25 protein-coding genes are annotated in these 21,288 nt (G+C 27.2%); 12 read left to right on the plus strand and 13 right to left on the minus strand.

All coding sequences use genetic code 11. From position 1 onward, the window contains the following. Positions 1 to 67: 67 nt before the first annotated feature. The 3 genes from ALANTH_RS11010 to ALANTH_RS11020 all read right to left on the minus strand — a co-directional run bounded on the left by ALANTH_RS11010 (position 68) and on the right by ALANTH_RS11020 (position 2,828). Positions 68 to 1,198: a hypothetical protein gene (locus tag ALANTH_RS11010; RefSeq protein ID WP_026807047.1), complete on the minus strand. Its 1,131-nt coding sequence runs from the start codon at positions 1,196 to 1,198 to the stop codon at positions 68 to 70. Positions 1,199 to 1,278: 80 nt separating this feature from the next. Further along, positions 1,279 to 2,502, minus strand: a complete 1,224-nt coding sequence (locus tag ALANTH_RS11015) for a BaiN/RdsA family NAD(P)/FAD-dependent oxidoreductase (RefSeq protein ID WP_026807048.1) — start codon at positions 2,500 to 2,502, stop codon at positions 1,279 to 1,281. An 8-nt stretch (positions 2,503 to 2,510) separates the two neighbouring features. Next, the gene (locus ALANTH_RS11020; protein WP_026807049.1) at positions 2,511 to 2,828 is read right to left on the minus strand and encodes a cupin domain-containing protein; all 318 of its coding nucleotides are present in this window, start codon (positions 2,826 to 2,828) and stop codon (positions 2,511 to 2,513) included. Positions 2,829 to 3,034: 206 nt separating this feature from the next. On the opposite strand from ALANTH_RS11020, the gene ALANTH_RS11025 reads away from it, so the two are divergent. Genes ALANTH_RS11025 through ALANTH_RS11060 form a run of 8 tightly spaced genes read left to right on the plus strand, consistent with a single transcriptional unit; the run spans position 3,035 to position 10,142 of the window. Continuing rightward, positions 3,035 to 4,306 carry an O-acetylhomoserine aminocarboxypropyltransferase/cysteine synthase family protein gene (locus tag ALANTH_RS11025; protein WP_026807050.1) on the plus strand — a complete coding sequence of 424 codons (1,272 nt, stop codon included), beginning with the start codon at positions 3,035 to 3,037 and terminating at the stop codon, positions 4,304 to 4,306. A 6-nt stretch (positions 4,307 to 4,312) separates the two neighbouring features. Then, a complete protein-coding gene (locus ALANTH_RS11030; protein WP_026802766.1) occupies positions 4,313 to 4,726 on the plus strand; it encodes an RrF2 family transcriptional regulator in 414 nt (137 codons plus the stop codon). A 17-nt stretch (positions 4,727 to 4,743) separates the two neighbouring features. Continuing rightward, entirely contained in the window at positions 4,744 to 5,676 is a 933-nt protein-coding gene (gene cysK, locus ALANTH_RS11035) for a cysteine synthase A (protein ID WP_026802767.1), read from the plus strand. 29 nt (positions 5,677 to 5,705) lie between these two features. Next, a complete protein-coding gene (locus ALANTH_RS11040; protein ID WP_026802768.1) occupies positions 5,706 to 5,936 on the plus strand; it encodes a DUF2061 domain-containing protein in 231 nt (76 codons plus the stop codon). An 8-nt stretch (positions 5,937 to 5,944) separates the two neighbouring features. Further along, positions 5,945 to 6,649: a phosphoadenylyl-sulfate reductase gene (locus tag ALANTH_RS11045; protein ID WP_026807051.1), complete on the plus strand. Its 705-nt coding sequence runs from the start codon at positions 5,945 to 5,947 to the stop codon at positions 6,647 to 6,649. A gap of 57 nt (positions 6,650 to 6,706) precedes the next feature. Continuing rightward, the gene (gene cysD, locus ALANTH_RS11050; protein ID WP_026802770.1) at positions 6,707 to 7,633 is read left to right on the plus strand and encodes a sulfate adenylyltransferase subunit CysD; all 927 of its coding nucleotides are present in this window, start codon (positions 6,707 to 6,709) and stop codon (positions 7,631 to 7,633) included. A gap of 1 nt (position 7,634) precedes the next feature. Beyond that, on the plus strand, positions 7,635 to 9,044 hold the full coding sequence (cysN, locus tag ALANTH_RS11055) for a sulfate adenylyltransferase subunit CysN (RefSeq protein WP_026802771.1): 1,410 nt from the start codon (positions 7,635 to 7,637) through the stop codon (positions 9,042 to 9,044). A gap of 9 nt (positions 9,045 to 9,053) precedes the next feature. Continuing rightward, complete coding sequence (locus ALANTH_RS11060) at positions 9,054 to 10,142, plus strand: sulfite reductase (RefSeq protein ID WP_026807052.1); 1,089 nt, start codon at positions 9,054 to 9,056, stop codon at positions 10,140 to 10,142. Between the two features lie 27 nt (positions 10,143 to 10,169). Here the strand turns inward: ALANTH_RS11060 and trpB are convergent, their stop codons facing one another. Next, positions 10,170 to 11,261 (minus strand): tryptophan synthase subunit beta, encoded by a 1,092-nt coding sequence (gene trpB, locus ALANTH_RS11065; protein ID WP_026807053.1) that lies wholly within the window; start codon positions 11,259 to 11,261, stop codon positions 10,170 to 10,172. Positions 11,262 to 11,325: 64 nt separating this feature from the next. Between trpB and ALANTH_RS11070 the strand changes: the two genes are divergently transcribed. The 3 genes from ALANTH_RS11070 (at position 11,326) to ALANTH_RS11080 (ending at position 15,165) form a co-directional block, all read left to right on the plus strand. Then, a complete protein-coding gene (locus tag ALANTH_RS11070) occupies positions 11,326 to 12,624 on the plus strand; it encodes a saccharopine dehydrogenase C-terminal domain-containing protein (protein ID WP_026807054.1) in 1,299 nt (432 codons plus the stop codon). A 66-nt stretch (positions 12,625 to 12,690) separates the two neighbouring features. Further along, a complete protein-coding gene (locus ALANTH_RS11075) occupies positions 12,691 to 14,001 on the plus strand; it encodes an aminotransferase class V-fold PLP-dependent enzyme (protein ID WP_026802775.1) in 1,311 nt (436 codons plus the stop codon). A gap of 270 nt (positions 14,002 to 14,271) precedes the next feature. Further along, on the plus strand, positions 14,272 to 15,165 hold the full coding sequence (locus tag ALANTH_RS11080; RefSeq protein WP_228133168.1) for a metallophosphoesterase: 894 nt from the start codon (positions 14,272 to 14,274) through the stop codon (positions 15,163 to 15,165). Positions 15,166 to 15,199: 34 nt separating this feature from the next. Here the strand turns inward: ALANTH_RS11080 and ALANTH_RS11085 are convergent, their stop codons facing one another. The 5 genes from ALANTH_RS11085 to ALANTH_RS11450 form a co-directional block, all read right to left on the minus strand. Continuing rightward, positions 15,200 to 15,937, minus strand: a complete 738-nt coding sequence (locus ALANTH_RS11085) for a DUF4198 domain-containing protein (protein WP_257119471.1) — start codon at positions 15,935 to 15,937, stop codon at positions 15,200 to 15,202. Beyond that, positions 15,922 to 16,092: a hypothetical protein gene (locus tag ALANTH_RS11440; protein ID WP_228133170.1), complete on the minus strand. Its 171-nt coding sequence runs from the start codon at positions 16,090 to 16,092 to the stop codon at positions 15,922 to 15,924. The genes ALANTH_RS11085 and ALANTH_RS11440 overlap by 16 nt, the downstream gene beginning before the upstream one ends. Before the next feature lie 18 nt (positions 16,093 to 16,110). Beyond that, positions 16,111 to 16,785 carry a TonB-dependent receptor domain-containing protein gene (locus ALANTH_RS11505; RefSeq protein WP_257119472.1) on the minus strand — a complete coding sequence of 225 codons (675 nt, stop codon included), beginning with the start codon at positions 16,783 to 16,785 and terminating at the stop codon, positions 16,111 to 16,113. Beyond that, complete coding sequence (locus ALANTH_RS11510) at positions 16,730 to 17,197, minus strand: TonB-dependent receptor domain-containing protein (protein ID WP_257119473.1); 468 nt, start codon at positions 17,195 to 17,197, stop codon at positions 16,730 to 16,732. The genes ALANTH_RS11505 and ALANTH_RS11510 overlap by 56 nt, the downstream gene beginning before the upstream one ends. A 66-nt stretch (positions 17,198 to 17,263) precedes the next feature. Further along, on the minus strand, positions 17,264 to 18,187 hold the full coding sequence (locus tag ALANTH_RS11450) for a TonB-dependent receptor (RefSeq protein WP_228133171.1): 924 nt from the start codon (positions 18,185 to 18,187) through the stop codon (positions 17,264 to 17,266). Positions 18,188 to 18,282: 95 nt separating this feature from the next. On the opposite strand from ALANTH_RS11450, the gene ALANTH_RS11095 reads away from it, so the two are divergent. Beyond that, entirely contained in the window at positions 18,283 to 19,248 is a 966-nt protein-coding gene (locus tag ALANTH_RS11095) for a helix-turn-helix transcriptional regulator (RefSeq protein ID WP_228133172.1), read from the plus strand. Here ALANTH_RS11095 and ALANTH_RS11100 read toward each other — a convergent pair. The 4 genes from ALANTH_RS11100 to ALANTH_RS11115 form a co-directional block, all read right to left on the minus strand. Beyond that, positions 19,245 to 19,814, minus strand: coding sequence for an SCO family protein (locus tag ALANTH_RS11100; RefSeq protein ID WP_026807057.1), 570 nt, complete (start codon positions 19,812 to 19,814; stop codon positions 19,245 to 19,247). The two genes, ALANTH_RS11095 and ALANTH_RS11100, sit on opposite strands and share 4 nt — an antisense overlap. Positions 19,815 to 19,816: 2 nt before the next feature. Continuing rightward, positions 19,817 to 20,305 carry a hypothetical protein gene (locus ALANTH_RS11105; protein WP_026807058.1) on the minus strand — a complete coding sequence of 163 codons (489 nt, stop codon included), beginning with the start codon at positions 20,303 to 20,305 and terminating at the stop codon, positions 19,817 to 19,819. A 17-nt stretch (positions 20,306 to 20,322) separates the two neighbouring features. Then, positions 20,323 to 20,769, minus strand: coding sequence for a copper chaperone PCu(A)C (locus ALANTH_RS11110; protein ID WP_026807059.1), 447 nt, complete (start codon positions 20,767 to 20,769; stop codon positions 20,323 to 20,325). A gap of 66 nt (positions 20,770 to 20,835) precedes the next feature. Beyond that, positions 20,836 to 21,276, minus strand: coding sequence for a hemerythrin family protein (locus tag ALANTH_RS11115; RefSeq protein WP_026807060.1), 441 nt, complete (start codon positions 21,274 to 21,276; stop codon positions 20,836 to 20,838). Positions 21,277 to 21,288: the final 12 nt, after the last annotated feature.

The following is a 21,288-nucleotide window of genomic DNA, read 5'->3' on the forward strand; positions in this document are numbered from 1 at the left end:
AACTTTAATAAAAATAAAAAAACAATCATTTTTTAAAATGATTGTTTTAAAAACTCATGAGTTTTTATTAATTTAAATAAATTTCAGACCATTTAGATTCTGGCCATTGATTAATATGAGAAGAAATTCTTTTAAGTAAACTAGAAATTCCTTCTTTAGAATCAAATATCATACCAAAGCCATAGATTATAAGATTATTTTTATTATTTTCACTTAGTACTATTGCAGGAAAAAGATATTCCTCATTTGATATAGTTCTTTTTCTTTTATCTGAAGAAGCTAATATATCCATTAAAATAAATGCTCCTCCTGCTGCAACACCTGCTCCACTAGAGTGGACATTTCCTTGAGTATTTACATTTTTGATTGAATCACTATAAAAATCCTTAATATCATTTACTGAGAAAGTAAATTCTTTTTTATTATTTATAGAGATAAAAATATCTTGTTTTATATTTTTATCTTCTTTTTTTAATTTTTCCAATTCTGCTCCAGAAAATCCTCTTGAAAATGAGAAAGTAATAGTTTTATCTGCATCTTTTGGATTATCAACCATTATCCATCCACCTGCTGCAACTTGTCTCTTTATTCTATCTTCAAGTAATTCTCTAGCTTTCTCTCTTGATGTTGTAAAAGATAGTTGTTTATTTTCAAGTGCTTCATCATTAATATAAACAATAGCTGACATTCCGAAATCATCTCTTAGGTTTGGATTATCATTTAATATACCATAGATATATTCTCTAATATTTATAAAATCTTTATATGCTTCTAATGAAGAACTATAAGATTTATCAGCTACTATATAGTTTGATTTTTCATCAACTTTAAATGTAATTCCTTCAATTTTATTATTTGAAGTATTTTTAGTACATTTTGATTTCATATCTTTGATAGTAGCTTCTGGATTTTCAACTACACACCATACTTTAGGTACAAAAGTTTGATTATTATTGTTTAAATATGTAACTATATTCTTTAAATTATCTTTTACTATTTCAGAGTTTGCATCTTCATAGTAAACTTTTGTATTCTTATTTTGTTCAAGTACAGCTTCTCTTGGAATATAAACTCCATCTACTTCAGTTGTACCAATTCTTGGATTTAATGCTTCTGCTGTATAATTTACAACTGCACATCCACTTACCAACATAATCAATCCAGCAAAAAAAGCTGATTGCATAATTAATCTTTTCATTTTTCTCCTTGTTTTATTTATTAAATAAATTATTATATTTATTATATCTTAATATTAATTATAATTAATTTTACTATTTGCTATACCAAATTCTTCCCAACCAAATACCCACTAGCCCAAGCAAAATGAAGGTTATATCCTCCCCTATTTCCAACTATATCTAAAACTTCACCAGCAAAATATAAGTTTTTACATAATTTACTTTCATAAGTTTTATTATCTATTTCAATAGTTCTCACACCTCCACCACTTGCTTCTGCATGGGAAAAACCTTGTGTATCTATAACTTTTAGTTTCCAAGAGTTAAGCTGATATGCTAAAGCTTTTATCTGTTTTGTATTTAAATCATAAGCTTTTGTTTCAAGTGGAATTTTACAAATATCTAATAAAACTGGTGCTATTTTATTTGATACAAGACCAGTTAAAATATCTACTGCTTTTTGATTTTCCAAATTTTTAAACAGAGTTTGTATTTGGTTTGCTAAATCATTTGCATTAACTTTTGGAAAAAAATTTATTCGTAACTCTACATCAAAAAATTGACTTAGAGATAAAACTGCTCTTTGAGAAATATCTAAAATAGCAAAACCAGAAACACCATAAGAAGTAAATAAAACATCTCCAAAAATCTCTTGTTCAAAACTACCATTTACATACAAACTTACATTACACTCTTTTTTTACACCTTGAAGTTTCCCCTTGTAGCTATTTTGTGTTTGAAGTCCTACTAAAGATGGATAAGTCGGATTTATAGAATGTCCGAATTTTGTAGCAAAATCAAGCCCTATTTCACTTGAATTTAATTGAGGAGCTGCTCCAAGACCAGAAGTTATAACAACTTTATCATAGCTTTTATATTCAAGTTCAGCTGTTTTTACTACAAATTTATCTTCTATTTTTTCCAAATCTTGTACAAAATGTTCACAAAATATATTTATGCCCAACTCTTCTAAAGCTAAGAATAAAAGATTAGTTACCGATTTTGCTTCATTTGAAAGTGGATAAACTTTGCCATTTTCTTTTATATCAAGAAGTAATCCTATGCTTTTACAAAATTTTTCAAAAGCTCTAAAATCAAACTCTTTTAAAGCAAAATTTACAAATTCTGGATTTTCACCTATATAATTTTTACTAGAAATTGAAGTATTTGAGATATTACATCTTCCATTTCCAGAAGCTAATATCTTTTTACCTATACTTTTATTTGCATCAAAAACATCAATCTCTAAGTTTCTATTCAATCTTTTAGCTGTAATTGCAGCCATTATCCCAGAAGCTCCTGCTCCAATTATTGCTATTTTCAAAATTTTCCTTAATAAAAAACTGCAAACCAAATAGTTGGTTCATCAAGGCTTGTAAATTTTACTCTATGTTTTTGCATAGATTTTATATTTAGACAATCCCCTTTTTGTAATTTTACTTCAAAATCTTCAAATTCAAGTATTGCAAAACCTTCAAGAAGTAAAATATACTCATTTTGCTCTTGCTGATACCAAAAATTTTCAGGTGATTTTTGTCCATTTGATACAATTTTTTCTATTTTTATTTTATCATCTTTAAAAATTTCAGAAAAAAGTTCTTCATTCTTATTAATTGTAATTTCATCAAAAATATTATATTTTTCTATCAAGTCATCTTCTTAAATATTGATTTTTTGGTATTTTATCAAAATATATCTTAACAAGTTTTATAAAGTTGATTAATTAAATCAACTTTATCCAAAAGCCTTACTTATTCTATATTTACATAAATTTGATTAAAAGACTTGACATTGTAAAAAAAATAGTTTATAATTCCAATATATTTAAACTTGATTAATTTAAAAAGGATTCCAAAATGCAAAAAGAAACAATTGCAATTCACACAGGATATGATAAAAAAAGTGCAAATGGGGAAATGGCAGTTCCGATTTCGCAAACAACAGCTTATGCTTTTAGAGATAGTACTCATGCAGCAAATTTATTTGCACTAAAAGAGTTAGGAGCTATTTACACTAGACTAAATAATCCAACAACAGATATTTTTGAACAAAGATATGCACAACTTGAGAATGGAGCTGCTGCAATTGCTACTTCAAGTGGAGCTGCTGCAATATTTTATTCAATTATAAATGTAGCTGAAGCAGGAGATAATATCTTAATTGCTGATAAACTTTATGGTGGTAGTGTTACACTATTTCATTTCACATTAAAAAGATTAGGTATTAGTGTAAAAGTATTTGATAATGATGAAGCTTCTGATTTAGAAAGTTTAGTTGACGATAAAACAAAAGCTATATTTTTTGAATCATTATCAAACCCACAAATTGCAATTCCAAATATAGAGAAAATAGTACAAGTTGCACAAAAATATGGAATTATTACTATTTGTGACAATACTGTTGCAACAGCAAGCTTGTTTAATCCAATAAAATTTGGAGTTGATGTTGTAGTTCACTCTACAAGTAAATATACAAGTGGTAATGGTACAGCTTTAGGTGGAGTTATCGTTGAAAGAGATAATTTAGCAGAGTTTTTCAAACAAAATAAAGATAGATATCCACATTTTTCTACTCCTGATGCTTCATATCATGGTTTAGTATATACAGAAGTTCCTCTTCCAAACTTTTGTTTAAGAGTTAGATTATCTCTTGCTAGAGATATAGGAGCTGTTCCATCACCACATAATTCATGGTTACTTATTCAATCTTTAGAAACATTAAGTTTAAGAGTGGATAAACACTCTGATAATGCATTGGAAGTTGCTAAGTTTTTAGAATCACATCCAAAAGTAAAAAAAGTAAGTTACCCTGGATTAAAAGGTGATAAATATTACGATAAAGCACAAAAATATTTCAAAGATGGAAAAGCATCTGGACTTATTTCATTTGAAGTAAGTAGTTTTGAAGAAGCTAAAAAGGTGATAGATAGCGTAAAATTATTTAGTATTGTTGTAAATATTGGAGATAGTAAATCTTTAATTACACATCCAGCTTCAACAACTCACTCTCAATTAAATGAAGAAGAGTTAACAAAAGCTGGAGTAAATTCAACAACAGTAAGGCTTTCTATTGGATTGGAAAATACAATAGACTTAATTGAAGATTTAACACAAGCTTTAAATAAGTAGTTAGAAATGCCATTAATTTCAACAAAGGGGGTGTACGGATTGGCTGCAATGTATGAGCTAAGTAAACATAAAGATGATACTCCCATGCAAATAAAGGATATTTCATCAAACGCTTCTATACCTCAAAACTATTTGGAACAACTTTTAAGTAAATTAAGAAGAGCCAATTTAGTTACAAGTATAAGAGGAGCAAGAGGTGGTTACTTACTTGCTAAAAGCCCTGATGATATAAAGGTTGTAGATATATTAGTTGCTTTAGAAGATGATTTAAAGATTGTTGATTCAAAAGCTGAAAACCCGATTTTAAATCTATTTTTTGAGGAATCAAAAAATAGTATGAAAAATATCTTTGATATTGAACTATCTAAACTAGATGAATATCAATCAAAATATAATGATTTTTTACATTATAATATTTAATTAAAAAGGACCAAACAATGAAATATGCGAATAATATAACAGAATTAATAGGAAATACTCCTCTTGTAAAATTACAAAAAGCAAGTGAAGCAAGTGGAGCAACAGTTTTAGGTAAATGTGAATTTATGAACCCAAGCCACTCTGTAAAAGATAGAATTGGTACAAATATGATTAAAAAAGCTTTAGCAGATGGACTTATCAATAAAGATTCAACAATTATAGAACCAACGAGTGGAAATACAGGAATTGCTTTAGCATCAGTTAGTGCTGCTTTAGGAATAAAACTAATTCTTACAATGCCAGCATCAATGAGTATTGAAAGAAGAAGACTTCTTCAATCTTTAGGTGCTAAATTAGTTCTTACTCCAGCAGAAAAAGGTATGAAAGGGGCTATTGAAAAAGCAAATGAATTGAAAGCGGAGATTCCAAATTCAATTATTTTACAACAATTCCAAAATAGTGCAAACCCTGAAATTCACAGAATTACAACTGCACAAGAGATTTTAAAAGATACTGATGGGAAAGTTGATATTTTTATAGCTGGTGTTGGAACAGGTGGTACATTAACAGGTGTTGGTGAAGTATTAAAAGCACATAATCCAAATATTAAAATTATTGCAGTTGAACCATCAGCTTCTCCTGTATTAAGTGGAGGAAACCCTGGACCACATAAAATTCAAGGAATTGGAGCAGGATTTGTACCAGATGTATTAAATACAAAAGTATTTGATGAGATTATAACTATTGAAAATGATGAAGCAATAGAAAGCTCTAGAGCACTAGCAAAAACAGAAGGACTTTTAGTTGGAGTATCATCAGGAGCAAATGCTTTAGCAGCTTCTAAAATTGCTCAAAGACCAGAGAATAAAGGTAAAACTATAGTTACTATTTTATGTGATACTGGAGAAAGATATTTAAGTTCTGGTTTATATGAGTATGAAGAAGAGTAATAACTCTTTTTCATATTTCAGGAACTTGAATGCACGAAAAACCTTATCGTTCAGTTGCCAAGGCAATATCTTGGCGTACAGTTGGTACGTTAGACACAATAATCGTATCTTATTTTATAACTGGCAATTTAATAATGGCAGCTTCAATTGGAACTATTGAAGTTATTACAAAAATGGTTTTATACTATTTTCATGAGAGAGCTTGGAATAAACTATCTTTTGGAAAAGTAAAACAAACAGAAAATGATTACCAAATTTAGGTGAATTTATGAGTAAAGAAATTTTAGTTGGAACTATTATTAAAGAAATTAAAGATAAGTCAACAGAAGAAATAGTTTCATATTTTGTAAAAAATTTTAAAAATACTGCTTTAAGTTCAAGCTTAGCAGCAGAAGACCAAGTATTAACAGATATCTTACTTAAAATTGATAAAAATGTATCTATTTTTACACTTGATACTGGAAGATTGCACCCTGAAACATATGATGTAATGGATGCTACAAATCTAAAATATGGTATAAAAATTGATGTATTTTTCCCAAAGTTTGAAAAAGTGCAAGAACTATATCAAACTCAAGGTATAAATGGACACTATGAGAGTATAGAAAATAGAAAGAATTGCTGTAATATAAGAAAATTAGAACCTTTAAAAAGAGCTTTAGATGGTGTTGAAGTTTGGATAACTGGACTTAGATCATCTCAAAGTATAACTAGAGCTGATATGCCTTTAGTTGAATGGGATAGTAACTTTAAAGTAATAAAAGTAAATCCTTTAATAAATTGGAAAGAAGAAGATGTTTGGAACTATATAAAAATAAATAAAGTTCCATATAACAAACTTCATGACAAAGGATTTCCAAGTATTGGATGTGCACCCTGTACCAGAGCCATTAAGGATGGTGAAGATATAAGAGCTGGACGATGGTGGTGGGAAAATCCTGAACACAAAGAGTGTGGTTTACATAAAAAATAAAATTCAAAAAAGCTAAAGACAAACTCAAACTTTCAATTTGAATTAGTCAAAAAATTGATGGAAAGAAATATGCAAATAGATACAAAACAATTAACACATTTAAAACAGCTAGAAGCTGAGTCAATTCATATAATAAGAGAAGTTGTTGCAGAGTTCGATAATCCTGTTATGATGTACAGTGTAGGGAAAGATTCAGCAGTTATGCTTCATCTAGCACTAAAAGCTTTTGCTCCTGCAAAATTACCATTTCCACTACTTCATGTAGATACTTTATGGAAATTTAAAGAGATGATAGCTTTTAGAGATAAAAGAGCAAAAGAAGAAGGTTTTGAATTATTAGTTCATACAAATCCAGATGGTATTGCCATGAATATAAGCCCTTTTACTCATGGAAGTGCAGTTCACACAGATATTATGAAAACTCAAGGTTTAAAACAAGCATTAAATAAATATAAATTTGATGCAGTTTTTGGTGGGGCTAGAAGAGATGAAGAAAAATCAAGAGCAAAAGAGAGAATATACTCATTTAGAGATAAAAATCATAGATGGGACCCAAAGAATCAAAGACCTGAACTTTGGAACATCTACAATGGAAGAGTACATAAAGATGAAAGTATTAGAGTCTTTCCACTTTCAAACTGGACAGAACTTGATATTTGGCAATATATATATTTAGAACAAATTCCAATAGTTCCTTTATATTTTGCTAATAAAAGACCAGTTGTTGAGAAAGATGGTGTAAAAATCATGGTTGATGATGAAAGAATGCCAATAGAAAAAGATGATGTTATAAAAGAAGAATGGGTAAGATTTAGAACTTTAGGTTGTTATCCATTAACAGGAGCTGTAAATTCAACAGCTACAACTTTACCTGAAATTATTCAAGAAATGCTTTTAACAAAAACAAGTGAAAGACAAGGAAGAGTAATAGATAACGATAGTGCAGGATCAATGGAAAAGAAAAAAATAGAAGGGTATTTTTAAGATGTCAAATTTAGAGAATAAAATTGCAACAGATATAGAAAGCTATTTAAAAGAGCATGAAAATAAACAATTATTAAGATTTATAACTTGTGGAAATGTAGATGATGGGAAATCAACTCTAATTGGAAGATTATTACATGATTCAAAGATGATTTTTGAAGATCAATTAGCCGCTATAAAAAAAGATAGTAAAAAAACAAATACAACAGAAAATGAGTTTGATTTATCTTTACTTGTTGATGGACTACAAAGTGAAAGAGAGCAAGGAATAACTATTGATGTTGCATATAGATATTTTACAACCGATAAAAGAAAATTTATCATTGCTGATACTCCAGGTCACGAACAATATACAAGAAATATGGCAACTGGAGCTTCTACAGCTGATTTAGCAATTATTTTAATTGATGCAAGATATGGTGTGCAAACTCAAACAAGAAGACACTCGTTTATAAATAAACTTTTAGGGATAAACCATATTGTAATTGCCGTTAATAAAATGGATTTAATGGATTTTAGAGAAGATGTATTTGAGAAAATAAAAACGGATTATCTAAAATTTGCTAAAGAATTAGGTCTTACAAACAATATAACAATTATTCCTATTTCTGCACTAAATGGTGATAATGTAGTAGAAAAAAGCACTAAATCTCCTTGGTATCAAGGTATTACTTTAATGGAGCACTTAGAAACTGTACAAATTGATAGTGATAGAGATTTAACTCATTTTAGATTTCCAGTTCAATATGTAAATCGTCCAAATCTTAATTTTAGAGGTTTTTGTGGAACTATTGCAAGTGGAATCATCAAAGTTGGTGATAGTATAACTGTTTTACCTTCTGGTAAAAGCTCTACAATAAAAGAAATTGTAACTTATGATGGAAATTTAGATTATGCTTATGCAGATCAAGCTGTAACTTTAACTTTAAATGATGAAATTGATATTAGTCGTGGTGATATTATTGTAAAAAGTGATGAGCAACCAGATATTGCAAATAATTTTGATGTTGATATTGTATGGATGAATGAAGAACCACTTTTAAAAGGAAAACAATATTTTATAAAAAGAGCTACAACAACAACGGTTGGAACAATCAGCCAATTTTATTATAAAACAGATGTAAACACTTTAGAGAAACAAGAAGCCAATATTTTAAATCTAAATGAAATAGCAAGAGCGAAACTTGATTTAGAGCAGACTCTTGCTTTTGATTCTTACGATAGAATAAAAACTATGGGTAGCTTTATTATAATTGATAGAGTTACAAACAATACTGTTGGTGCAGGAATGATTAGAAATAAATCAGCTAATCAAACTAAGAAAGATAGCCAATATAGCGCTTTTGAAATAGAATTCAATGCACTTGTAAGGAAACATTTTCCTCATTGGGAATGTAAAGAGATTTTATAAGGGAAAAAAATGTCATCAAATATAAATTTAGAGAAATTAAAAAAAGAGAAAAGTAATATAGATATCTTAGGGGATATCTATTTTTATGCTGTTTTTTCAGAATTAATTCCAGCTGAAGATTTAGAACGATTTAAATGGTATGGAATTTATGCTCAAGATGAAGAACAAAAACTTTTTACTCTTAGAATTCCTCTTACTTTAGGAGAATTAAATATTGAACAATTAAAAGCTCTTAGTTTAATATCTAAAAAGTTTAGTGATGACAATTTTAACTTTTCAAAAGAACAAAAAGTAGAGTTTAAAAATATAAAAATAAGTTCTTTCCCTGATATTTTTAATATATTAAAAGATATAGGATTAAATAGCTTTTTTGAAACGGGGCATACAATTAGAAGAGTTTTAACTTGTCCTGTAAATGGAGTTGATCCTAGCCAAATATTTGATGTTGAAGATATAGCAAAAAAATTAAATGAAACTTTTGTAGGAAATAGAAACTTTTCAAATCTACCAAATAAACTTCAAATAGCAATAAGTGGATATGAAGAAGGCTGTGATGTAGGTTTTTTACCAGATGTAAGTTTTAATGCTATTTCAAATTCAAAAGATAAAATAGTATTTTCAATAAATATTCTAGGTAAAAATATAGGATTTATAAACTCTTCACAAATTATAAACACAACAAGGGCAATTGCAAATATCTATAAAGATTATGGAAATAGAGATGATATAAAGAAGAGTACATTTGAATATTTTATAAAAGATTTAGGATTAAACTCTTTTTGTGATATTTTAGAATCAATGTGTGATTATAAATTACAATCAAATAATAAAATAGAAAAGAGTTCAAATCCAAGAAAACCAAGATTAGGAATAAATGAGAGTACTATAAAAGATTTTTCATTTATTGGATGTAAAATAGAGCATAAAAGCTTAAGTAGTAAAATTATAGATGAGTTAGTAAAGCTTTTAGAAACTTTTGGAGCGAAAAGAGCTAAAATAACTCATAAATCTAATATTATTTTTCTTGATGTTCCTACAAAAGATGCTTCAATTTTAGCAAAAGAGTTAGAAAAGATAGGTTTTAAATCAAATATATAAAGCTTGAAAACAAGCTTTATATATCTTCTAATTTATAGGATAATTTTCTACCATAAAATCAATATCCTTATCCCCTCTTCCACTTAAACTTACTAAAATAGCTTCATCATCACTACAAAGTCCAATTTTTGTTCTTCCTATGCTGTTTAAATAAGCATGTTCTGGTCCAACTGATGGATAGTCAATTCCACTACCAATAGAATGAACAGGAGCTGGGTCACCATTTTCATCACTTAACATAATAGAATTAAATCCATGCATAATTCCTTCTCTTCCATAAGTTAAACTTGCACTATGTTCTCCTATTTTATTCCCTTTTCCTGCTGGTTCAACAGCATATAGTTTTACACTTTCATCAATAAATGCACTAAAAATACCCATAGCATTACTTCCTCCACCAACACAGGCAGTAACCATATCAGGAAGCTTTCCAGTCATTTCAGAAAACTGTTCTTTTGCTTCAAAGCCTATTACACTTTGGAAATCTCTAACCATTTTTGGAAAAGGGTGTGGTCCAACAACAGAACCAATAGCAAAGAATGAATTTTCTGTATCTTTTAAATAAGCTTCAAAAGCACTATCAACAGCCTCTTTTAAAGTTTTTAGTCCATGAGTTGCAGGAACTATTTTTGCACCTAGTATTTTCATTCTTGTAACATTTGGATACTCTTTTTTAATATCAACTTCTCCCATATGAATTTCACATTCTAAACCAAAATATGCAGCTGCAGTAGCAAGTGCAACTCCATGTTGTCCCGCTCCAGTTTCAGCTATTAATTTCTTTTTACCTAAATATTTTGCTAAAAGTGCTTCAGCCATACAATGATTTAGTTTATGAGCTCCAGTATGATTCAAATCTTCTCTTTTTAGATATATATTTCCATTAATTTTAGAAGATAAATTTTTTGCAAAATATATAGGAGTTGGTCTTCCTTGATAGTGTTTTCTTATACTTTTTAGTTCATTTAAAAAATTAAAATCTTTTGAGAGTTTATTATAGGCTTCATTTATCTGTAAAAATGGTTTTTCAAGTTCTGGAGGGATAAAAGAACCACCAAATTTACCAAAATACCCATCATTATCAGGAAAACTCTCTAAATAAGTTTTTTGTTTTTGCATATTAAGTACCTTTGAAATAAAATAGAGGATATTATCATATTTTAAATAATTATTGAGGTTTCATATGAAAATTGTATTTTTTGGTGTAGGTGCAGTTTGTAGTGTAATAGTAAGGTTAATATATGAATTAAATAATAAAAGTTCAAATACAAATTTAAGATTTTTATTTATTGTTAGAGATATTGAAAAAGCAAAAGACTTCTTTTTTAAAAATAAAGAACTTTTAGAGAATTCAGATTTTTTAGAATTAAAAGATTTTGAAGATATATTTTCAAATTCAAGAAATTATGAAAAACATCTAAAAAAATCAATAATTTTTATAAATAGTTCAATTCCATCATACAATATTCCTATAATGAAATTAGCTTTAGAATTCAAAGCTAATTATGCTGATTTAGCAAGTGATATTTACAATGATAAGGTTATCTCATCTTTACAATTTGAACAACAAACTTTAAATAAAGAATTTGAAGAAAACAATCTTTTTGCTCTTATAAATTTGGGGATTTCACCAGGTATTACAAACTTTTTAATAGGTGAAAGATTATACTCTTTATCAAATTTACCATATAAAACAAAAGTAAAAAGAATAGAAATAAACTTATTAGAAGAAATTCAATCAAAACAATTAGTATTTTCATGGTCACCAAATGTTGCAATAGAAGAAATATCATATCCACCTTTATATTTTAAGAAAAATAGTTTAAAGAAGATAGAACCTTTTTCTAAATCAAAAACATATAAATTCCCATATTTTAAGAATTTTGTAGAACTTTATCCAGTTTTCCAAGAGGAGTTAATTTCTTTAAAACAAAGTTTTAGTGATATTGCAGATATCAAAATGTTTGTTGGAGGGAATGAAATAGAATTGATGAAAAATCTATATCAACTCAATCTTCTATCAAATAAATATTGTTATGGATATAAAGATTCACAAATTTCTATAAATAGTATCATCAAAGATGTTATTCCAAAAATGAAATCACCAAAAACAATAGAAGAGTATATAAAAAATAAAATCATTAAATATGCTGAATTTTCAGCTGTTGCAGATATAGAAATGGAGATATCTTATCCTCAAAATTCAAAAAAAATAAAAAGTACAGAATCAATAGGAATATCTTTTAACAAATACACAAGTTTAATAAAAACTCACTATTCTGGTTCAACTTATGTATCATATCCAACAGGAATTGGTGCAGGGATACTAATATTTTACTCTTTATTAAACAAAAGACAAAGTAAATTAAAAGGTGTTTTAGTATCAGAAAAGCTTCCACCACTTTTAGGAACAGTTATAAATGATATTATAAAAAGAGAATTAACTTCATATAAGATAAATCTTATTAACTCTATAAAATGAAACTAAACAACAATAAGATAAAATTATCTCTTATATAAATTTTACTAATTTTAAAGAGATAGTTTTATGCAAAAAGATATTTTCAGACCATTTTTAAATGATAATGTTGATAAATTAAATTTTATCAAATACAATACTATAGGAAAAAACAAAAAAGAGTATTTTGACTATACAGCTTCTGGTCTAGCTTTTAGACAAATTGAAAATAGAATTCATGATGTACTAGAAACTTATGCAAATACTCACTCTAAAGAGGCTTCAAATGCAGATATTACAACAATTTATTATGAAGAAGCTAGAAATAATCTAAAAAAACATTTAGAATTAAATGATGATTTTGAGGTTCTTCCTAGTGGTTGTGGTTCAACTGCTGCAATTAAACATTTTCAAGAACTTATGGGGCTTTATATTCCACCTGCAACAAAAAAGAGATATGATTTTTCAATCAAAGGTAAAAAAAAGCCTTTAGTTATTGTTGGTCCATATGAACATCATTCAAATGAAGTATCTTTTAGAGAAGCTTTATGCAAAATAAAAAGAGTAAAACTTACATCTGATGGTTTAGTTGATATAAAACATCTAAAAAAAATATTAGAAAAAAATAAAAGAAGTGAGATTATCGCATCTTTTTGTATTGCTTCAAATGTTACAGGGATAATCACTCCTTTTGAAGAAATCTCTAAAATTTTAAGAAAATACAATGCAATTATTTGCTTTGATGCAGCAGCAAGCAGTCCATATATGAATATCCCATCAAATCTATTTGATGTTATGTTTTTATCTTCTCATAAACTTTTGGGAGGTCCTGCTAGTTGTGGATTATTAGTTATACGAAAATCATTAATTGATACTTCTATTGCACCTACATTTAGCGGTGGAGGAACAGTTTTATATGTAAATAAAGAAACACAAATTTATCAAAAAGAGATAAAAGAAAGAGAAGATGCAGGAACACCTCCTATTATTCAACTCATTCGAGCAAGTTTATCATATCAACTACGAAATGAAATAGGTTTTGATTTTATAAAAAAACAAAAAGATGAACTTGTAGAATATCTTTTAAGTGAATTAAAAACTATCCCAAATTGTGTTATTTATGGCAATAAAAAGGTAAGAAACATAGGTATAATATCTTTTAATATAAAAGGTACAAACCCATATACTCTTTGTAATCAAATATCAAAAGATGGAAATTTCCAAACAAGAGCTGGTTGTTCTTGTGCTGGACCTTATGGACATGACTTACTAGGCTTAAAAAAAGTAAATATGTCAAATCGTCCTGGTTGGCTTAGAATTTCTATACATTATTCACATACAAAAGAAGAGATAAAAAACCTAATTGATAGCATAAGAAATAATATAGATATCAATGATTAATTATTTATTTAGGAACTATTAACTAACAACTCATATAATTTCTTTATGAGTTTTATGATTTTTTTATTTGTTTATTTTATAGTTTTCTCTTTTCAAACTTATGTTATAAAAAAGAGATTTATAAATAAACTTGATTTTAATTATAAAACCAGAAAGTATTTTAGCTTTGCATTATATCTAACATTTTTTGGTGCTTTATTGTACCCATTTGCTAGATACTTTCCCGTAGTGCCTAACTGGCTCTATTTTCTCCTTTCCCTACCAATTGGGATGATTTTTCTAACATTTACTATTACATTATTTCATGAAATCATCTCTTTTGGAATTAAAAAAACAAAATATACTAAGAATAGAAGAGATTTCTTTAAAAAATCACTTGATATTACAACAACTTCTTTGATTTTAGCAACTAATTTGAAAGCTATGGATAATGCAAGAAATATTGAACTTGAAGTTGTAGATGTAAAAATAAAGAATCTTAAAAAACCTTATACAATAATTCAAATAAGTGACATTCATATTGGTGGACTTATAACAAAGGAATTTATAAGACAACTTGTTGTAAAAATCAACCTTTTAAATGCTGATATTATAGTAATAACTGGTGATTTAGTAGATACAAAACTAGAATTTGCACGCCCTGCTCTAGATGAACTAAAAAATTTACAATCAAAATCTGGAACTTATTTTATAGTTGGAAATCATGAATATTTTCATGGAGTAAAACCTATAATTGATTATGTAAATTCTTTAGGTATTAAAACTTTAGAAAATGAAAATATTTATATTGGAGAAGAAGGTAAAGGATTTTATTTAGCTGGAGTTTACGATAGATTTGGTTTTAAATATGAAGCATATATTCCTGATATCAATAAAGCTTTAGAAAATTGCGAAAATAGCCCAACTATTCTTTTAGCACATCAACCAAAATATTTAAAAGATTTAGAAACTACTCAAAATATAGATCTAGTTCTTTGTGGGCATACTCACGGTGGGCAAATTTTTCCATTTAATTTTCTAGTAAAACTTGAACAACCTTATGTAAAAGGTCTTCATCAACACAATGAATTTACACAAGTTTATGTAAACAAAGGAACTGGATTTTGGGGACCACCAATGCGACTTGGTGCTAGTAGTGAGATAACCATTTTAAAATTGTCATAAACTAATATGAGATTTTAAATCTCATATTATATATCTATTCTTTTACATTAAAAGTTAAACTTGCTCCATTAAAAAGATACTCTACTTTGCCAAACAAATCTTTTAAAACTCCATCTTTAGTTACAGTATCTTTATGGTTGCATGAAACTCTCCATTGTCCTGCACTTTGTACTCTAAACTGTGCTTTTCCATTTTCTATATATGACATCAAAGAAAAACCGTCATTTTGACCAAAAGAGTTACTATTAGCAGTTATAAAATCTATACTAGAAGCACTTATACTTAAAGGTTTTCCTTCAAATAAAACTTCAAATTCTACTAAATCACCAACTTTGATATTTGATAAATCTGTTTTTGGAATGATTTCAAGTCCTTTATTTGTTGCTTTTTGTTCTTCCCATTTATCAATAGTCAAATAAGATTTTGCAAAAGCTTCAAATTTAACAGACATTAAAACTTTTTTAATATCATCAATCTTATCTAGAGTTGTTAATTTTAATCTTGTATTACCTTTGATATCTATATATTGAGTATAAAAAGTAGCTTGTGATTTCGCTTCTATTTTATAAACACCTTTTTGACTATTTTCTTTTAATGCAATTTTTTGCAATCCCATATCTGCATTAAAAATATCAAAATTATTAGCTTTTTTATTTACTTCTTGATGTTCACTGCTTGGAATATCAAGATTTATAACTTCACCATTTGGTGAAGTTATTTTAAATTCTTCTACAATCACTTTACCATTTGGAGAGTTTAAAATATCATCCATCGGCATTGAATGACCCAAGCCAAACCAACTATAATATGACCTGGTTTATGAGAAAATGATTCAAAAGAGTTTACCCAGAAATTATGAGCATTTAGATTTACTAATCCTACAGATAATAATGTACTAATAAACACTAATTTTTTTAAATTTTTCATTTTTTATCCTTTTTTATTTTAAAATTTATAAATTGCACCAATACCAAATCTTCTTGGTTCATTAAATCCAGCTACATAACCTTCATCTGTAATATTTGTTATATAACTATAAATATCCCAATCTTTTAATTTATAGCCAATTTTTGCATTAGATATTATTCCACCATCATCTTTTAGCATTTCATGTTTTACAGCATCATAATAATATGTTGTTCCTCTTGCACTTAAATCAACTCTTCCATAAAGTCCACTATCAGCTAAATAAGATATTCCTAGACTAGCAGTATAGTTTGGAGTATTTTCTACCTTTTCTCCATCATATTTTCTAACTCCACCATCATAATCATCATATTTTGCTTGTACTAATCCAACTGCACCTGAAACACTCCAATTATCAGTTAAAAAATAAGTTCCATCAATTTCTATACCTTGCGAGTGAGCTTTTTTAGCATTATCTGTTGCATAATTATTTGTAATAGGGTCAATTTTATAAATATGAATATCTTTTATATCCATTCTAAATATTGCAGTATTAATTGCAAAATTATCTCCTATATATTTTGCTCCAATTTCATAATTTATTGATTTTTGTGCTTCAAAAGTATTATCAGCATCTGATGTAGAACTTGGGAAAAAGTTAAATCCACCTGGCATATAATTTTGATATTGAAGCATAAGTTGTAAGATTGTCATTGATTTTATATGAAAGTGCAGCTTTTGGTAAAAAACTATTCCAAGTTTTTTCATTGCTATAATTAAAATTAGGTAATTGATAATGTAATGTATTTGTAAAAGTTTGTCTTACATCTGCACTTATATCTTTTTTTATTTTTTGATATCTTCCACCTAAAGTTAATTCAAAACTTTCTCCTAAAGGAATCATTGTTTGTCCAAAGATAGCATAAGTTTTACTATTTGTAAGGGAATCGCTATTAGAGTGATATATTCCTGGTACATAAGTTCCTGTTCCATCATTTAAATTATAAAATCTATCTTCACCATAAGGACCTTGGTCTCTTTCTTCTTTATCAAAATATAATCCAGTTACCCATTTTATATCTTGATTTTTACTTGAAAGCTTTAACTCTTGAGTCCAAGTATCTATGTCTGCATAGTTATATTGTCTTAATCCATCATCATTGTTATTGGCTTTATAATCTGTATCATAATCTCAAATAAAATTTGTTTTTTTATGAGTAGTTACTGATTCTAATTTTATTTTTTCAAGTTCATAAGAAAGATTTAAAGCTTGTGATTTTACTTTGATTGTTTCATAAGTTGGAACATCAAAATTTACATTTTTCCCATCTTTTCTTTTTATACTAGAAATATCAATATTTGGGTCTGTTATTGTTACAACATCCATAAAATACTTCTTTTTATAGTTATCTGTAACAGTCAATTTTGCTGAAAGTTCATCTGTTGGTTTGTATAGTAAAAATCCACTAGTTTTTCTATCATTGTGTTTATTAGCATTTTTATCCATACCAGGATAGTTATTTTCTATCCAACCATCGCTATGATCAAATGAACCATTTATCCCTGCAAATAGTTTATTATCAACTATAGCTCCACTTGTATTTAATTTTGTATTAAAAGTATTATCATTTCCATATTCTGCACCAAGAGTTCCACTCCACTCATTTTTAGGAGCTTTTGTAACTATATTTATAACAGCACCAATTGCATCTTTTCCATATAGTGTTCCTTGAGGTCCTCTTAAAACTTCAACTTGCTCAACATCTGCTAAACTTGGATTAAAATCAAATCTATCATAGTATGGCACACCATCTACATATACAACAACTGGATTATTATTACTAAACCATGAGCTATTTAAACCTCTAAAATTAACATTGTCTCCATTTAGATTATTTACAATCATATTTGGAACTTCTTTTATAATATCATCTATTTTATTGATTCCTTTTTGCTCAATATCTTCTTCAGATATTACAGAGATACTTTGAGGAATATCTTGAATATTCTCTTCCATTTTATTTGCACTAACAGTTATCTCATCTAATTTTGTAGTTTCATTTGCATATAACAGTGAACTTACAAATAGTGATGCAAGTATTAACTTTCTTTCCATTTTTATTCCTTTCACTCGATTTTAAATAAGTTTGAATTATAATGATAAACACTATTTGTTTCAAGGAATAGTTTCTTATATAAGGATTAGTTTTTATGGAAAAAGTGCTAAATAGATTTTCATTTGAAAATATGAATGAGTTTATATCTTCTTCATCATCTGAAAAAAACTTATTTTCATTGCCAAATAATTTAGGATATATGTTTTCAGAAAAAAATATTATCTCGGAAAATATCTATCTTTTTAAATCTATTTCTAAATTAAATAAAAAATATTCAATTGAAACCAATTCTAAATTTGATAGTTTATTTATAAATGTAATATTGCAAGGAAGTATAAAATCTCAAAATAAAAATTCAAAAAAGATAGAAACTGTAAGAGTAAATAGTTCTTATATCAAATATGTAGATGAATGTAATGTAATCTCAACTTTCAATGAAAACTCTTCTAAATCAATAGAAATAATGATAAAAAAAGATTTTCTTGAAAAGAACTTCTCTAAACTTCTTGAGATTCACTCAAAAGATTTTGCTTCACTTCCTAGTATAACTTTAAAAAATCAAACTTCAAAAAATATTCATCTTGCAAATGATTTGTATAATTCACCTTTTGAAGGTGAACTTCAAAATATATATTTGCAAAGTAAAGTTTTAGAGCTAATTTACAATGAATTTAGTGAAATGTTAAATAAAGAAGAAAATGAAAAATATAAAACAGTTAAATTAACTCAAGATGATATAGAAGCTCTACATAAGGTGCAAAATTTTATTTTATTAGAAAATGATTTCTCAGATTTGATGACATTTTCAAGAAAAGTGGCTTTAAATGAATTTAAACTGAAATATGGTTTTAAACAATTGTTTAACACTACAATAGGACAACTAATACTAGAACAAAAAATGACTTATGCAAAATATTTATTAGAAACTAGCGAATTTTCTATCTCTGAAATTTCTCATTTTGTTGGATACAAACACCAACAAAACTTTAGTTCTGCTTTTAGCCAATTCTTTGGTATCTTACCAAGAGATATTATGATAAAAAGAAGTTATTACTACTAAAGTAATGTTTGTAAGATATCTTTTATTTTTTCAGGATTTGAAAAATGATCAATTTTTGTTATAAATTTACCACTTTGATCAAATATATAAATATATGAAGTATGAGCAACAGAATAGTCCATAGCAGAATTTTTTAAATTAACTATTTCATAGTGTGAACCATATCTTTTAACAATATCATCAAGGTTTTCTTTTGTTGAAGTTGCACCAATAAAATTTTTATTAAAATATTTTGCATATTCTTTTAAGTGAAGAAGAGTATCTCTTTGTGGGTCAACACTCACAAATATACCTACAAAATTATCTATTTTAGAATTGTCAAAACTATTTAATGCTTGAGATAAAGAACTTAAAGATGTAGGGCAAACATCAGGACAAAAAGTATATCCAAAATATAAAGCTATAACTTTACCTTTAAAATCATCTTTTGTTATTTCTCCATCAGCTGTATCTAAAACAAAACTATAGTTTTTTTCATTTTTTAAATCATCTATTAAAGGCTCTAAGAAAAATATGATAGCTATTGAAATTACAAGAACCATCGGTATAGCAATAATATTTCTCATATTTATATTTCCGTTTCAAAGAAAAATCTTGCACCAATAGTTTCTGTGCTTTTCTCTACTTTTATATCAGCATTCCATTTCATCGTTTCAACTGTACAACTAGGAAGAGTTCCTGTTGCTTCATAGTTACCATTACCTAAATTTTTAATATCTAAATAAAATTCTCCCATAAACATAGTTGTTGAGTATATATTTAAACTTAGATTTTCTAAATCACTTCTATTGCTTTTTATTGAAAATTTTAAAGGCTTCATCAAAGGAAAATCTTTAGGCTCAATACTTAAAATAAACTCTGTACCATCTTGTATTACAATTTTACAAGACTCTTTTCTTAAATCACAAATTTCGTCTTGTACAATATATTTTACCTCTCCTTTTAAAGATTGATAAAATGCATTAAAATCTATTGAGAAATAGCCAATAACAATAAATGAAATAGCCAATAAATATAATATTGTACTTTTTATATGACTATTTTCCTTTTTATTCATTTTAACTCTTTTAATTTTTAGTGATGATTATGATGAGATTTCATACCATTCATTACATTTTTAACTTCAACTTGTATATTTTGTTTTTCACCATTTGAAAATTCCAAAGTCAAATCTACTTTTTCACCCTCTTGCAAAGATTTATTCAAGTCTATAAACATAATATGAAAACCTGATGGTTTTAAAACAGTATTACTATGTGCAAGAATATCTATTTTTTCAACTTCATACATTGTCATAACACCATCTTTCATATTGTGAGTATGCAATTCTACAAATTTGGCAACATTTGAACTAGCTTTTACTAAAGATACATCTTTTTCTGTTTTATTTTCAAAAGTCATAAAAGCTGCTGTATTTTTCATATTTGGTGAAGTTGCTCTTATATAAGGTTCTTTTACATCAATAACTGAAGCACTTATAAACATAGTCCCAAGAGAAAGTAAAAATATAATTTTTTTCATAAAACACCCTTTTTTATTAAAATAATACTCAAAGAGTGTTAATTTAGTATTAATTTTACTAAAAATTTACATCATAGCACAAGGACTCATACCAGTTTTGAAAAATCTCGCTGTTACAGTATCCATAGACTGAATATGATTTATCAACCAATTTATAACATCAAATTCTATATAGTTTTTTAATTCTTCTATATTTTTACTATGCTCAAAACTATCCCAAATGGCTCTTATTTCAGCTAAGTTATTATCATGTTCACCTTTATGAAAAGGATATGCAAAAAAACCTTTTTTCTGCATCTCTTCTTCTTCAGTTGCAAAGTGATTAACAGTATGATTTACCCACTCTTTATATTTTAATTTTAATATCTCAAAGTTTTTATCTGAAGAATCATTTTCAAATTCTTCAATCTTTGCAAAAAGCTCATTCAACAAATCTACATCTTCAAAATGTGTTTCATTCATAAAATCCATATCAACTAATGGTAAATTATCTTTATTTAATAACATTTGTATCTCCCA

The sequence above is a fragment of the Aliarcobacter lanthieri genome (assembly GCF_013201625.1).
Classification (GTDB): Bacteria; Campylobacterota; Campylobacteria; order Campylobacterales; family Arcobacteraceae; genus Aliarcobacter; species Aliarcobacter lanthieri.

Bases quoted from the DNA above. Each gene is read 5' to 3' on its own strand.
- ALANTH_RS11440 (WP_228133170.1), bottom strand. From the start codon at position 16,092: ATGAAAAATTTAAAAAAATTAGTGTTTATTAGTACATTATTATCTGTA.
- ALANTH_RS11095 (WP_228133172.1), top strand. From the start codon at position 18,283: ATGGAAAAAGTGCTAAATAGATTTTCATTTGAAAATATGAATGAGTTT.
- ALANTH_RS11045 (WP_026807051.1), top strand. From the start codon at position 5,945: ATGAGTAAAGAAATTTTAGTTGGAACTATTATTAAAGAAATTAAAGAT.
- ALANTH_RS11040 (WP_026802768.1), top strand. From the start codon at position 5,706: ATGCACGAAAAACCTTATCGTTCAGTTGCCAAGGCAATATCTTGGCGT.
- ALANTH_RS11075 (WP_026802775.1), top strand. From the start codon at position 12,691: ATGCAAAAAGATATTTTCAGACCATTTTTAAATGATAATGTTGATAAA.
- ALANTH_RS11450 (WP_228133171.1), bottom strand. From the start codon at position 18,187: ATGGAAAGAAAGTTAATACTTGCATCACTATTTGTAAGTTCACTGTTA.
- ALANTH_RS11025 (WP_026807050.1), top strand. From the start codon at position 3,035: ATGCAAAAAGAAACAATTGCAATTCACACAGGATATGATAAAAAAAGT.
- cysK (WP_026802767.1), top strand. From the start codon at position 4,744: ATGAAATATGCGAATAATATAACAGAATTAATAGGAAATACTCCTCTT.
- ALANTH_RS11080 (WP_228133168.1), top strand. From the start codon at position 14,272: ATGATTTTTCTAACATTTACTATTACATTATTTCATGAAATCATCTCT.
- ALANTH_RS11030 (WP_026802766.1), top strand. From the start codon at position 4,313: ATGCCATTAATTTCAACAAAGGGGGTGTACGGATTGGCTGCAATGTAT.
- ALANTH_RS11070 (WP_026807054.1), top strand. From the start codon at position 11,326: ATGAAAATTGTATTTTTTGGTGTAGGTGCAGTTTGTAGTGTAATAGTA.
- ALANTH_RS11505 (WP_257119472.1), bottom strand. From the start codon at position 16,785: ATGACAATCTTACAACTTATGCTTCAATATCAAAATTATATGCCAGGT.
- ALANTH_RS11010 (WP_026807047.1), bottom strand. From the start codon at position 1,198: ATGAAAAGATTAATTATGCAATCAGCTTTTTTTGCTGGATTGATTATG.
- ALANTH_RS11085 (WP_257119471.1), bottom strand. From the start codon at position 15,937: ATGGATGATATTTTAAACTCTCCAAATGGTAAAGTGATTGTAGAAGAA.
- trpB (WP_026807053.1), bottom strand. From the start codon at position 11,261: ATGCAAAAACAAAAAACTTATTTAGAGAGTTTTCCTGATAATGATGGG.
- cysD (WP_026802770.1), top strand. From the start codon at position 6,707: ATGGAAAGAAATATGCAAATAGATACAAAACAATTAACACATTTAAAA.
- ALANTH_RS11100 (WP_026807057.1), bottom strand. From the start codon at position 19,814: ATGAGAAATATTATTGCTATACCGATGGTTCTTGTAATTTCAATAGCT.
- ALANTH_RS11060 (WP_026807052.1), top strand. From the start codon at position 9,054: ATGTCATCAAATATAAATTTAGAGAAATTAAAAAAAGAGAAAAGTAAT.
- cysN (WP_026802771.1), top strand. From the start codon at position 7,635: ATGTCAAATTTAGAGAATAAAATTGCAACAGATATAGAAAGCTATTTA.
- ALANTH_RS11115 (WP_026807060.1), bottom strand. From the start codon at position 21,276: ATGTTATTAAATAAAGATAATTTACCATTAGTTGATATGGATTTTATG.
- ALANTH_RS11110 (WP_026807059.1), bottom strand. From the start codon at position 20,769: ATGAAAAAAATTATATTTTTACTTTCTCTTGGGACTATGTTTATAAGT.
- ALANTH_RS11105 (WP_026807058.1), bottom strand. From the start codon at position 20,305: ATGAATAAAAAGGAAAATAGTCATATAAAAAGTACAATATTATATTTA.